The sequence below is a fragment of the Achromobacter piechaudii NBRC 102461 genome, assembly GCF_001571245.1.
In the GTDB taxonomy this organism is placed as follows: domain Bacteria; phylum Pseudomonadota; class Gammaproteobacteria; order Burkholderiales; family Burkholderiaceae_B; genus Achromobacter; species Achromobacter piechaudii.
Genome location: NZ_BCTK01000006.1, coordinates 840132 through 852599, shown reverse-complemented (window position 1 = coordinate 852599; position 12468 = coordinate 840132). Strand labels below are relative to the sequence as shown.

Here is a 12468-nt window from a genome sequence, read left to right as displayed (position 1 = left end):
TGACGTTCCTTCCCGTCCAGGTTTGAAAAATGTCCCCGATATCCGCCATCAACGTCGCCGGCAAGCTGGCCCTGTTCTCCGAACACTGGCGCCCCAAGGTCATCGCGCAAATGAACGACTACCAGTTCAAGGTGGTCAAGGTGCAAGGCGAATTCGTCTGGCACAGCCATGCCGATACCGACGAGACCTTCATCGTGGTCAGCGGCCGGCTGCGAATCGATCTGCGCGATGGCCAGACCGATCTGGGCCACGTGGACCTGGGTCCGGGCGACATGACCGTCATCCCCAAGGGGGTCGAGCACAAACCCTGCGCCACCGAGGAAACCCATCTGATGCTGGTGGAACCCTGTGGTGTCGCCAATACCGGCGACCAGGGCGGCGAACGCAGCGCGCCCAACGACGTGTGGATCTGACCCGGCCCCTTCTGCTACCGTCACCCGCATTCAGGAGGACACCATGCCCAAAGTCATGCTCGTTACCGGCGGCAGCCGGGGAATCGGCGCCGCCGTCGCCCGATTGGCCGCTCGCAGAGGCTACGCGGTAGGCATCAACTACCGCACTCACTCGGACGCCGCCGACGCCGTCGTGGCCGACATCCAGCAACAAGGCGGCGTTGCGCTGGCCATCCAGGCCGACGTCTCGCAGGAAGACGACGTGCTGCGCATGTTCCGCACGCTGGACGAACGGCTGGGCAAGATCGATGCGCTGGTCAACAACGCCGGCATCCTGGAAACGCAGATGCGCCTGGATGAAATGCAGGTCGACCGCCTGATGCGCGTGCTGTCCACCAACGTCATCGGCGCGTTTCTATGCGCCCGCGAGGCGGTGCGCCGGATGTCGACGCGCCATGGCGGCCAGGGCGGCGCCATCGTCAACGTGTCCTCGGCCGCCGCGCGCCTGGGCTCGCCCAATGAATATGTGGATTACGCGGCCTCCAAGGGCGCGCTGGACACGATGACCATCGGCCTGTCCAAGGAAGTCGCGCCCGAAGGCATCCGCGTCAATGGCGTGCGGCCGGGCACCATCTACACCGACATGCACGCCAGCGGCGGTGAACCGGGCCGCGTCGATCGCCTGAAAAGCGTGATCCCGTTGCGGCGCGGCGGTTCGGTGGAAGAAGTGGCCGGCGCGGTCATGTGGTTGTTCTCCGACGAAGCCGGCTACACCAGTGGCTCGTTCATCGACGTGTCCGGCGGCAGTTGAACGCGGGGCCTTAACCGTTGCGCGCGGGCTTGTCGTCAGTGGCGATCAAGCCCTTTTTTTCCTTGCGCTCGGAAATGCGGGCTTCGACGCGGCGCAGCACCGCCAGCACGAACAGCGCCAGCAAAGTGCTGACCAGCGCGGTGGCCTCGCGCCCCATGCCTGCCGCCACGCCGATGGCGGCGGTCATCCAGATGCTGGCGGACGTGGTCAGCCCATGGATCTCGCGTTCACTGCTGAGTTTGATGATGGCGCCCGCGCCCAGGAAACCGATGCCGGCGATCACGCCTTGCAGCACCCGGCTGATATCGCCCACTTGCATGCCGCCCTGCAACGGCACCAACACGAAAATCGCCGCGCCCAGCGCCACCAGCATGTGGGTGCGCAGGCCCGCGGCCTTGCCGCTGCGTTCGCGCTCGTAGCCCAGCAGGCCGCCCAGAATGACCGCCATGCCCAGGCGCAGCACGATGCGCGTGGCTTCGGCGACATCCGGGATATCCGCGAATTCGCTACGTACCGTGGTCCAGATTTCCAACCATACTTGCGCCATTCGCTGCTTCCTGCAAGACAAGGGTGAAGCGAGCATAGCAGCGCGCCTGCCGTCACGCCACGCCCTGTTTCGCACTGGCACGGGTCGCCCAACTGGTTTACAAACAGGACGTGCGCCGCGCGTGCCGGCGTCAATTCACAGGAGGCAACATGGACTTGCAGCTGGCCGGAAAACGCGTGCTGATCACGGGCGCATCCAAGGGCATCGGGCTGGCGTGCGCCGTCGCCTTTGCGCGCGAAGGCGCGGACCCCATTCTGGTGGCGCGCGACGATGCCGCGCTGCATCAGGCCACCGCGCTGATCCGCGAACAGACCGGCCGCGCGGCGCAGGCCGTTGCGCTGGATCTGGCGCAGCCGGGCGCGGCAGACAAGCTGGCGCAGGACACCGGCCGCATCGACATCCTGGTGAACAACGCGGGCGCGGTGCCCGGCGGCGCGCTGGATCAGGTGCAGGACGAACGCTGGCGCGCGGGCTGGGAATTGAAGGTGCATGGCTACATCAGCCTGGCCCGCAGCTACTACCCGCGCATGCGCGAGGCGGGCGCGGGCGTCATCGCCAACATCATCGGCATGGCCGGGGCCGCTCCGCGCGCGGACTACATCTGCGGCGCGGCGGCGAATGCCTCGCTGATCGCATTCACTCGCGCCTTGGGCGGTGAAGCGCCGCGCCACGGCGTGCGCGTCTTTGGGGTGAACCCGTCGCGCACGCGCACCGACCGCGTCCTGACGCTGGCGCGGCAGCGCGCGCAAGCCCGCTGGGGCGACGAGGACCGCTGGCAGGAAACGCTATCGGACCTGCCGTTCAACCGGCTGATGGAGCCGTCCGAGGTGGCGGACATGGTCGTGTTCGGGGCCTCGCCGCGCGCGGGCTACCTGAGCGGCACCGTGATCGACCTGGACGGCGGCGAGCAATACGCCAATCACGCCAAGTAGGCGCGCCCCGTGGCGCGCTACAAGTCAGCGCGCGCCGGCCTGCCAGCCCGCCAGCAGCCCGGGCAATTGGTTCATATCGGTGAACACGTGGGCCACGCCCACGTTGCGCAGCGCCTCGGCGCCGCTATGACCATTGGCGTCGGGGCTGTAGCCGAACACCGTCGCGCCCGCCGCCACGCCAGCGGTGGCGCCGGTGACCGTGTCTTCCACGATGGCGCAGCGGGTGGGGTCCACGCCCAGCGCCTCGGCGGCGGCCAGGTACACGTCGGGATACGGCTTGCTGCGCGGCATTTCGTGGCCGCTGAAGACGCGTCCGTCAAAGCAGTCGGCAATGCCGACCTTGACCAGTTGCAGCTCGACCTTGCGGCGGTCGGCGCCGGAGGCCACCGCGATGCGGCCGTCCAGCGTGCGGTGCAAGGCGCGCACGGCGTCGGGCGCGCCGGGAATTTCAAGCAGGTCGCGGTCCAGCGCGGCATTGCGGCGCGTGCGGAATTCGTCGAACCATTCCGGGCCCAGCTTCGTGCCGGTGCGCGCTTCGATCAACGGCAGCTCGTCCTTGACGGCCTTGCCCGTAAAGATGCGCATCGACTCTTCGTGGGTGATGCCCCAGCCCAGTTCGTTCAGCATCAAGGTCAGCACGTGGCTGGTGATGGGTTCGGAATCGACCAGCACGCCATCGCAGTCGAACAACACGGCGTCAAAGGGAAAATCAGTCATTGCGAGCGGGGAATGAGGGTGTTCATGAAGCGGGTAAGCATACTTCATGGGGCGCGCGGCACGGCTCGCGTAAACAGAGGCGGCACTGCGGCTGGCCCACAATTGCAAAGCAATCTTCGGAGTGACGCGCCCGCGCCCCGCCGCCTATGCTGTGCCACGCGCATCCCACCAGCCACGCCATGACACCCGACCCGACGCCTTTGGAAATCTCGCCCGACGTCCACCGCCCGCTTGAGCATTACGACTGGAACGCGATATTCCAGCACCTGGACGCGCAAGGCTGGGCGTTGTTGCCCGGCTTTTTCACTGTGCCTGCGGCGCGCGCGCTTGCGCGAACGGCCGGCCCCATCGCGTTGCCTGCCTTGCGGCTGGCCTTGTACCAGCGGCTATTGCCCCTGGCCCGCGCCTGGGCGGCCGCCCTGGATCTGCCCGCTTCCTATCCCGATGACTACACCGACTGGATGCAGCGCAACCGCGACGCCGGCCAGCATCGCGCGCTGTCCGCCGCCGGCACGCTGGAACAGGGCGGCTATCAGGCGCTGATGCAGCACGACCAGGGACAGGCCGTGTTCCCGCTACAGCTGATCGCCCTGCTGTCGGACCCCGAAGCAGACTTCTCCGGCGGCGAATTCGTGATGACCGAGCAGCGCCCCCGCATGCAATCGCGCCCGATGGTGCTGCCCCTGCGGCAGGGCGATGCGGCGATCATCGCGGTGTCGCACCGCCCGGTGCACGGCGCGCGTGGCGTGTATCGCGTCACCACGCGGCAGGCCATCAGCCGCGTGCGATCCGGCCAGCGCGCGGGTTTGGAATTGCTGCTGCACGACGGGCCGTGACCCGCCTTGAGGCATGTCAGTTGTCCGCCGTGATGTGGCCGTCCGCCACCACCTTGGCGAACACCGCCGTCTGCGCCTTGATAAACGCGCGGAATTCATCCTGGCTCATCGGCTGCACTTCGCCGCCCAGCTCGCGGATGCTGGCCACGAATTTCTCGTCGTGCAGGCTGCGGTCGATGGCGGCGGCCAGCTTTTGCTGGACCTCAGGCGGGGTGCCCTTGGCGACGAACACGCCAAACCAGTTTTCCAGCGCATAGTCCTTGAGCGGCGCGTATTCGGCCACGGCGGGAATGTCGGGCGCGAACGAGGCGCGCTTGGCCGACGTCACCGCCAAGGGCTTGACCTTGCCGCTCTTGATGAAGGGCAAGGCGCCCGCCAGGCTCACGAACGTCAGGTCCACGCTGCCGGCCGCCACGTCCACCAATTGCGCCGACGCGCCCTTGTACGGCACGTGCACCATCTTGATACCGGCCAGCGATTGCAGCAGTTCGCCATTCAGATGCTGCGGGTTGCCCACGCCGCTGGTGGCGTAGGTCAGCTTGTCGGGATGCGCGCGGCCATAGGCGACCAGCTCTTTCACGTCGGCCACCGGCAGCTTGGGATTGGCGACCAGCACGTTGGGCACGCGCGCGATCAACGCAATCGGCACCAGATCCTGTTCCGGCTGGTATTGCATCTTGCTCTTGAACACCAGCGGGTTGATGGCGGTTTCGCCCGCCGATCCTAGCAGCAAGGTCGTGCCGTCCGGGGTTGAACGCACCACCGTCTGCGCGCCCAGCATGCCGCTGGCGCCCGGCTTGTTTTCCACCACGACACCCTGCGGCATTTCGCTGCGCAGGCGTTCGGCCAGCAGGCGTCCCATGCCGTCCACGCCGCCGCCCGCCGCGAAGGGCACGATCAGGCTGATGGGCCGGCCGGCGTCGGCCGCCCAGGCGGAAGTGGCGGGCACGGCAGTGGCCAGGCTCAGGGCCAAAGCCGAAGCGGCGGCCGCAAAAAGTCGATTGGGGGGCATAACGAGTCTCCTGTTCGGCCTGTTCGGAATGACGGCCGGGTTTTTACTTAATTGCATTTTATATGTGCAATATGCAAAACTTGCAGCTATGGAAAACACCAATGCTTCGCTGCGACTCGCTCGTTTCCCGCTTGATGGCGTGGATCACGCCTGCCTGGACCTGCCCGCGATGTTCGGCGCGGACTACTGGCGTCTGCCCGTGGTGCTGCGCATGCTGCTCGAAAACGCGCTGCGCAACATGCAGGGCGACGAGCGCGAGGCCGCCGTGTCCGCGCTGCCGCTGGCTGGAGCACGGAACGAGCGACGCCGAGATTGCATTCCAGCCGGGCCGGGTGCTGATGCACGACACCACCAGCACGCCGGCGCTGGTCGACATCGCCGCCATGCGCGACGCGCTGGCCGAAGCCGGCATGGACCCCGCCGTGCTGAACCCGGTGCTGCCCGTGGATGTGTCTGTAGACCATTCCCTGGCCGTCGAAGCCTATGCGCGAGCGGACGCCGCCGCGCTGAACCTGGACACGGAATTGCGCCGCAACGCCGAGCGCTACCGCTTTCTGCGCTGGGCCTCGAAGGCCCTGTCCAATGTGCGTATCCACCCGCCGGGCACCGGCATCATGCACACCATCAACCTGGAGCAGCTGGCCACGGTGGTCTGCCAGGGCGATGACGGCCTGCTGTACCCCGACATGATGATCGGCACCGACAGCCACACGCCCATGATCAACGGCATCGGCGTGCTGGGCTGGGGCGTGGGCGGCCTGGAGGCGCAGACCGTGATGTTCGGCATGCCGACGCTGCTGCGCATTCCCGATGTGATCGGCGTGCGCCTGAGCGGCGCGCTGGCGCCCGGCGTGACGGCGACCGATCTTGCACTGACGGTGACCCAGCGGCTGCGCGCCATCGACGTGTCCGGCGAATTCGTTGAGTTCTTCGGCCCCGGCGTCAGCACGCTATCGGCGGGCAGCCGCTGCGTGGTGGCGAACATGGCGCCGGAATACGGCGCAACCACCGGCTACTTTCCCATCGACGCGGCCACGCTGGATTACCTGCGCGAAACCGGCCGCGGCGAGGCGCACATTGCGCGCGTCGCCGCCTATGCCCGGCACGCCGGCATCGCGCTGGACCCGCAAGCCTGTCCGCGCTACACCCGTGTCATCGACATTGCGCTGGACCAGATCGGCATGCACGTCGCCGGTCCGAAACGGCCGCAGGACCTGCATCCCTATGGCGACACCAAGGCCATCCTGGCGGCGCTGGATTTCCGTCCGACGCCGGGCCAGGCTAGCGGCCTGCCGCGCTACCCCGTCGCCATCGCGGCGATTACCAGTTGCACCAACACGTCCGATCCACGCCTGTTGATGGCGGCCGGCCTGCTGGCCCGCAAGGCGCGTCAGGCCGGACTGCGCGTGCCCGCCTGGGTCAAGACGTCGCTGGGACCGGGCTCGCCTGCCGCCGCCAATTATCTTGCGCGCGCCGGACTGCTGGACGATCTGGCCTCGGTCGGCTTTGACATCGTCGGGTATGGCTGCACCACCTGCATCGGCAACTCGGGTGCGCTACCCGGGCCGGTACGTGAAGCCATGGCGGCCGGCACGGTTCACCCCGTCGCCGCGCTGTCGGGCAATCGCAACTTCACCGGGCGCATCCATCCCGACCTGGACCTGGGCTTCCTGATGTCGCCCCCCCTGGTCATCGCCTTTGCGCTGGCTGGCGATGCCGAACGCGACCTGACGCAAGAACCCGTGCAGATCGCGCCCGATGGCCGCGCCGTCTACCTGCGCGACTTGTGGCCCACCGACGCCGACATCGACGCGGCGCTGGCGCGCGGCCTGCGCACGGATGACTACCGCGCCGCCTTCAGCATCGCCAGCGCCAACCCGGCCTGGCAAGCGCTGCAATCGCCGGACTCGCCGCGTTTTCCATGGGATCCCGCTTCCACCGCGCTGCGCCGCCCGCCGTTCGCGTCCACCGAGGCTGCCGGCCAGCTCGGCCAATACATTGCCCACCCGCTGCTGGTGCTGGGCGACGACGTCACCACCGACCACCTGTCGCCCGCCAGCGCCATTCCGCCAGATAGCCTGGTGGCGGACTTCCTGGTGGCGCGCGGCGATGACCGCAACGACCTGAACGTCTTCGCCTCGCGCCGAGGCAATTGGGAAGTGATGATGCGGGCCGCGTTCTACAGCAAGAGCCTCGTGAACCGCCTCTGCCCTGACGCGCCCGTCGGCCACACGCTGCATGCGCCCAGCGGACGCGTGGAACCCATCTGGGACGCGGCGGCGCATTACCGGCAGGACGGGCACTCAGTGGTGCTGGTGGCCGGCGCGCGCTTTGGCACCGGGTCATCGCGCGATTGGGCCGCCAAGGGCCAGCGGCTGCTGGGCATCCGCGCCGTGCTGGCCGTGAGCTTTGAACGGATCCACCGGTCCAACCTGATCGGCATGGGCATCCTGCCGCTGCGCCTGCCGGACGGCGTCACGCCGGACACGCTGGCGCTGCAATCGGGCGACCGGATTGAAATCGATGCACCGTCGGACACGTTGTCGCCCCGCATGCCGATCGCCGTGCGGCTGCTGCGCGCCAGTGGCGCGGTGGACACGCTGCAAGCCACGGCCGCCGTCGAGACCCGGTTGGAAGTGCGTCTGTTGCGGATGGGCGGCGTCATTCCCGCTATCCTAGCGGACACCCTCCGGCCAGCCACGATCCCATGAGCGCGCAAACCAATACCGTCACGAAAATCCTGGAACTGATCCGACAGGACCGCCTGCCCGGCGGCGCCCACCTGACCGCGCAGAAGCTGGCCGACCGGCTGCGGCTGTCGCGTTCGCCGGTCAACGACGCGCTGGGCGTGCTGGAGCAGCACGGCATCGTGGCGCGCAAGCCGAACCGCGGTTATTTTTTGCAGCAGGACTTCGACGCGCTGCCCGACGCGCCGGCCGAGCTGGCCGAACTGGCGCCGCCCTCGGCGGACGACATCGTCACGCAAAGCTACTTCAAGCTGGCCGATGAACTGCTGCGCGGCGTGCTGCCCATGCAATGCAGCGAAGCGCAGCTGCGAGTGCGCTATGCGCTGACCAACGCGCAGACGCAGGCGCTGCTGGCGCGCGTATCGCAGGAAGGTTGGGCGCAGCGACGCCCCGGCTATGGCTGGGAATTCTCGTCCATGATGACGACGCCCGACAGCCTGTTGCAGTCGTACCGGCTGCGCCTGGCGCTGGAACCGGCCGCCTTGCTGGAGCCCACGTTCCGCATTGAACAGAGCGTGATCGACCGCTGCCGCGCCGCCGAACGGCATCTGCTGGAAGGCGGCATCGCCACCGACACGGCCGACCAGCTGCACGAGCGCGGCGTGCGCTTCCATGAGTCGCTGGTCGAAGCCTCGGGCAACCCGTTTTTCATCGACACCATCAAGCGCGTCAACCGCGTGCGCCGGCTGCTGTCGTATCGCTCCATGCAGGACCGCAGCCGCTATGAGCAGCATTGCGATCAGCATCTGGAAATACTCGACCTCTTGGAACGCGAACGCAACGAAGACGCCGCCGCCGCGCTGTCGCGCCATCTGCGCAGCACGCTGGACAACCTGTCGCGCATCAGCGGCATCCTGACTTCCCCGGCCTGACGCGCGATGGCGTGCCCGGCCGCCTGGCTTTTTATGATGAAGGCAAGCCCATGCACGTTTATATCGGCTCACGCACCACGCGCGAACGCAATGCTCGCGGCGACGGCATCAGCGTCTTTGACTACGACCCCGACACCGGCTCGCTGACGTTGTCGCAAGTGCTGGGCGGTTTGGTGAACCCGTCTTACCTGCTGCCGCACCCCACGCTGCCCGTGTTGTACACGGTGCACGGCGACGGCCACGACGTGAGCGCGCTGCATCGAGACCCTCGCAGCGGCGCGCTGACGCCCTGGCGCCAACAAACCTGCCAGGGCCGCAACCCGGTCCATCTGGCGCTGGCGCCCTCGGGCCGCTTCCTGCTGGTGTCCAATCACCTGAGCGGCACGCTGGCCGTGCTGCCCGTGGCGCGCGACGGCGCGTTGGAGCCGGTGGCGCAATCCATCGCCATGCCGGGCGAACCCGGCCCGCACCGCAAAGAGCAGCCGCATGCCAAGCCGCACTTCAACCTGGTCGATCCTTCCGGACGCTACGTGGCTGTGCCCGACAAGGGACTGGACCGCGTATTCGTCTTCGCGTTGAACGACCTGGGCGCGGACGATGCGCCGCACTGCGTGGCCAGCGCGCGCGAAGGCAGCGGTCCGCGCCATGCGGCGTTCGACCCCGAAGGCCGCTGGCTGTACGTGGTGAATGAACTGGACAACACCGTGGCCGCCTACCGCGTCACGGCCGGCGCGCTGCAACCCTTCCAGGTGCTGCCGACGCTGCCCGACACCTACACCGGCAACAGCCGCGCCGCCGGTATCGCGATGGACCGGCGCGGCCGCCATCTATACGTGTCCAATCGCGGCGACGACAGCATCGCCGTGTTTCGCGTGGACCCGGACAATGGCCGCCTCGCTCTAGTGCAGCACGTGCCGTCGGGCGGACGCACGCCACGCTTTTTCACGCTGTCTCCCGATGACCGCTTTCTGTACGCGCTGAACGAAGACAGCGACACGCTGGTGCGCATGCGGGTCCACCCCGAGGATGGCACGCTGGCCCACGATGGCTATGAAGTGCGCGTGGGCAGCCCGGTGTGCATGGTGTTCGCGCCCGCGCTGGACTGACGCGGCGCGCGTTCAAAAGTCCATCGATGCCGACAGCATCAAGGTGCGCGGCACGCCTTGCGAGATCGTGCCGTAGGACGCCACGCCGGACCAGTACGCGCGGTTGGTCAGGTTGACGACATTGGCGCGCAGCGTCACGTCCTTGCCCTGGACCCGCATCGCATAGCGCGCGCCCAGGTCGAAGGTGGTCCACGACGGCACCGACTGCGTATTGGCCTGGTTGACGTATTCGCGTCCGGTATGCACCATGCCGCCCGTCAGCGTCAGCCCGGCCACCCACGGCAGGTCCCATTCCGCGCCCAGATTGGCCGAGAATTTCGGCACGCCCACGGGGCGATTGCCCAGCGTGGCGGCGTTATTGGTACGCGTCAGCTCTGCGTTCAGAACCGTCACGCCACCCAGAAGGCGCACCCCGCGCAAGGGTTCGCCGGACAGGCTCAGTTCCAGCCCACGATTGCGCTGCTCGCTGTCCGCGCCGTACACGCCGTTGGTCAACTGCCCGCTGGGCTTGGTGATTTCGAAGGCGGCCAACGTCAGCAGCGCATTGTCCAATTCCACCTTCACGCCCACTTCCTTCTGGCGCGCCTTGTAGGGCTTGAACACCTGGCCGGCATTGGACGCGGTGGCCGGCGCGACGTCGCCTTTGCTCAGGCCTTCGATGTAGTTCGCGTACAGCGACACGTGGCTCCACGGTTTGATGACCAGGCCGGCCAGCGGCGTGGTGGCGCTTTCGTCATAGCTGACGGTGCGCACGCCGGTCGTGGCGTTGAAGTTGCGCGACTCGATGCGCTGCTGGCGCACGCCCAGCGTCAGTTGCGCGCGCTCGTCCAGGATGCTCATGGTGTCGGCCAGCGCCAGACCGCTCAGGTCGGACGAGGACACCTTGGGCACGTTGGCCGGCGCGGGTATGTGCTGCTCGGGGCGCGTGATGGGGTGATAGATATTGGAACTGAGCGGCGTGCCGAACACGCTGGCCTGCGAGTTTCGGTCGCTATACAGGCTGCCCATGAAGCTGATCGCATGGCGCACGGGCCCGGTGTCCAGCTTGGCGCGCAGGCCCGCGTTATACGTGCTGCGCTCCACCTTGAAGCGGAAGTTGTTCGGCGTGACCAGCGTGTCGCCCGCGCTGTTGACGATGGTGGGCGTCTGGTCGGACAGGCGCGACACATCGGTGTCCGAGCCGCCCGCGTCCGCGAACACGGTCAGGCGGTCGCTCACGTCGTATTCCACGCGCAGCAACGCCGACTGGCCGTCCGACTTCCACCAGCCCCAGGGCTGCGTGGCGTTGCGTCGGCCATCCGCCGCGCGCGGCACGTCGATGCCCGCCGCCACCAGGAATGGCCGCGTCGGCGCATCGACTTTTTCATGCTGGGTCAACAAGTCCAGCGATGCACGCAGGCGTTCCCCCTGGTAATCCAGCGACAGGGCCCCGATGTCGGTGCGCGAATACAGATTGTCCAGCGGCGTGTCGCCCTGCCGGTGCATGCCGTTGACCCGCACGCCCCATTCGCCCTCATTGCCGAAACGCCGGGATAGGTCCACGCGGCCGCCAAACTGGGAATCGCCCACATAGTCGGCCGACAGGCGCGTCAGGTCTTCGGGCAGCGAGCGCTTGGGCACCATGTTGATCACGCCGCCCACACCGCTGTTGGGCGACATGCCGTACAGCAACGCGGCCGGGCCCTTGAGCACTTCGACGCGTTCGATGTAATCGGTGAAGACGTGATAGTTCGGCGCGACGCCGTACACGCCGTCGAACGCGATTTCGCCCAGGTTGCCTTCGCCTATCGGAAAGCCGCGGATGTAGAAGGAATCGGTCACGCCGCCGATCTGCCCGGTAAAGCGCACCGAGGGTTCGGCGTTCAGCGCGTCGGCCAGCGTGACCGACTGGCGATTGTCCAGCCATTGCGAGGTGTAGCTGGTGACGTTGAAGGGCGTGTCCATGACGTCGCGATTGCCCAGCAAGCCCATGCGTGCGCCGCGCGCCACCTGCCCGCCCGCAAATTCGGGCGGCAGGGCCGACGGCGCCATGCCCGCTCCGGCCACGGTGATGGTCGGCAGCACGGTCGCGGCGCCGCCCTCGCCCGTGGGCAGCTTGCGCAACGAATAAGCGCCCTCGCCCTGCTCGGTGACGGCATAGCCCGAGCCGCCCAGCACGCGCGCAAAGCCTTCGCGCACGCTGTAGTTTCCAGATAAGCCTGGGCTGCGCTGCCCCGCCACCAGGGCCGGGTCGAACGACAGCGGCACGCCGGCCGCCGCCGCGAACTGCGCCAGCACATCGCCCAGCGGGCCAGGGCCGATGGCGTAGGCGCGACGCGTTTGCGCATTGGCGGCGCTGGCGGCGTCGGCCGCCTTGGCGGTCAAGGGCGCGCCGGCCACGGCCAGCAGCATCAGGCCCATGCCGGCCGCAGTCGACAGCGCCTTCAGGGGCGACAGGGTGGCGGCGCGACGGGGCTGACGCGCCGTGCGGGGTGGTGGGAAAACCATGAAACGATC

At 67.7% G+C, this 12468-nt stretch carries 10 protein-coding genes and 1 pseudogene; 7 read left to right on the top strand and 4 right to left on the bottom strand.

Features of this window, described 5'->3' with window-relative positions:
* Positions 1-29: 29 nt before the first annotated feature.
* Together API01S_RS15940 and API01S_RS15935 are read left to right on the top strand one after the other, a co-directional pair.
* The gene (locus API01S_RS15940; RefSeq protein WP_050729316.1) at positions 30-413 is read left to right on the top strand and encodes a cupin domain-containing protein; all 384 of its coding nucleotides are present in this window, start codon (positions 30-32) and stop codon (positions 411-413) included.
* A gap of 43 nt (positions 414-456) precedes the next feature.
* Positions 457-1203 (top strand): SDR family oxidoreductase, encoded by a 747-nt coding sequence (locus tag API01S_RS15935; RefSeq protein ID WP_006221359.1) that lies wholly within the window; start codon positions 457-459, stop codon positions 1201-1203.
* 10 nt (positions 1204-1213) lie between these two features.
* On the opposite strand, the gene API01S_RS15930 is transcribed toward API01S_RS15935, so the two are convergent.
* Positions 1214-1750, bottom strand: a complete 537-nt coding sequence (locus API01S_RS15930; protein ID WP_006221360.1) for an MgtC/SapB family protein — start codon at positions 1748-1750, stop codon at positions 1214-1216.
* A gap of 149 nt (positions 1751-1899) precedes the next feature.
* Here API01S_RS15930 and API01S_RS15925 point away from each other — a divergent pair, with 149 nt between their 5' ends.
* Positions 1900-2682, top strand: a complete 783-nt coding sequence (locus API01S_RS15925; protein ID WP_061305232.1) for an SDR family oxidoreductase — start codon at positions 1900-1902, stop codon at positions 2680-2682.
* A 24-nt stretch (positions 2683-2706) separates the two neighbouring features.
* On the opposite strand, the gene API01S_RS15920 is transcribed toward API01S_RS15925, so the two are convergent.
* The gene (locus API01S_RS15920) at positions 2707-3399 is read right to left on the bottom strand and encodes an HAD family hydrolase (protein ID WP_050729318.1); all 693 of its coding nucleotides are present in this window, start codon (positions 3397-3399) and stop codon (positions 2707-2709) included.
* 179 nt (positions 3400-3578) lie between these two features.
* Here API01S_RS15920 and API01S_RS15915 point away from each other — a divergent pair, with 179 nt between their 5' ends.
* Positions 3579-4235 (top strand): 2OG-Fe(II) oxygenase, encoded by a 657-nt coding sequence (locus API01S_RS15915; protein ID WP_254598601.1) that lies wholly within the window; start codon positions 3579-3581, stop codon positions 4233-4235.
* A 16-nt stretch (positions 4236-4251) separates the two neighbouring features.
* Here API01S_RS15915 and API01S_RS15910 read toward each other — a convergent pair whose 3' ends face one another.
* Positions 4252-5247, bottom strand: a complete 996-nt coding sequence (locus API01S_RS15910; protein WP_061305228.1) for a Bug family tripartite tricarboxylate transporter substrate binding protein — start codon at positions 5245-5247, stop codon at positions 4252-4254.
* A gap of 88 nt (positions 5248-5335) precedes the next feature.
* Between API01S_RS15910 and acnA the strand changes: the two are divergent.
* The 3 genes and pseudogenes from acnA to API01S_RS15895 all read left to right on the top strand — a co-directional run bounded on the left by acnA (position 5336) and on the right by API01S_RS15895 (position 9972).
* A pseudogene (gene acnA / locus API01S_RS15905) lies at positions 5336-7958 on the top strand (aconitate hydratase AcnA).
* Complete coding sequence (locus tag API01S_RS15900; protein WP_061305225.1) at positions 7955-8866, top strand: GntR family transcriptional regulator; 912 nt, start codon at positions 7955-7957, stop codon at positions 8864-8866. Before acnA ends, API01S_RS15900 begins: the two are co-directional and overlap by 4 nt.
* Positions 8867-8916: 50 nt before the next feature.
* Positions 8917-9972 carry a lactonase family protein gene (locus API01S_RS15895; protein WP_061305616.1) on the top strand — a complete coding sequence of 352 codons (1056 nt, stop codon included), beginning with the start codon at positions 8917-8919 and terminating at the stop codon, positions 9970-9972.
* Positions 9973-9984: 12 nt separating this feature from the next.
* On the opposite strand, the gene API01S_RS15890 is transcribed toward API01S_RS15895, so the two are convergent.
* Positions 9985-12459, bottom strand: coding sequence for a TonB-dependent receptor (locus tag API01S_RS15890; RefSeq protein WP_061305223.1), 2475 nt, complete (start codon positions 12457-12459; stop codon positions 9985-9987).
* Between the last annotated feature and the right edge of the window lie 9 nt (positions 12460-12468).

Coding starts and splice junctions, on each gene's coding strand:
- API01S_RS15900 (WP_061305225.1), top strand. CDS start 7,955: ATGAGCGCGCAAACCAATACCGTCACGAAAATCCTGGAACTGATCCGA.
- API01S_RS15940 (WP_050729316.1), top strand. CDS start 30: ATGTCCCCGATATCCGCCATCAACGTCGCCGGCAAGCTGGCCCTGTTC.
- API01S_RS15930 (WP_006221360.1), bottom strand. CDS start 1,750: ATGGCGCAAGTATGGTTGGAAATCTGGACCACGGTACGTAGCGAATTC.
- API01S_RS15925 (WP_061305232.1), top strand. CDS start 1,900: ATGGACTTGCAGCTGGCCGGAAAACGCGTGCTGATCACGGGCGCATCC.
- API01S_RS15895 (WP_061305616.1), top strand. CDS start 8,917: ATGCACGTTTATATCGGCTCACGCACCACGCGCGAACGCAATGCTCGC.
- API01S_RS15890 (WP_061305223.1), bottom strand. CDS start 12,459: ATGGTTTTCCCACCACCCCGCACGGCGCGTCAGCCCCGTCGCGCCGCC.
- API01S_RS15915 (WP_254598601.1), top strand. CDS start 3,579: ATGACACCCGACCCGACGCCTTTGGAAATCTCGCCCGACGTCCACCGC.
- API01S_RS15935 (WP_006221359.1), top strand. CDS start 457: ATGCCCAAAGTCATGCTCGTTACCGGCGGCAGCCGGGGAATCGGCGCC.
- API01S_RS15910 (WP_061305228.1), bottom strand. CDS start 5,247: ATGCCCCCCAATCGACTTTTTGCGGCCGCCGCTTCGGCTTTGGCCCTG.
- API01S_RS15920 (WP_050729318.1), bottom strand. CDS start 3,399: ATGACTGATTTTCCCTTTGACGCCGTGTTGTTCGACTGCGATGGCGTG.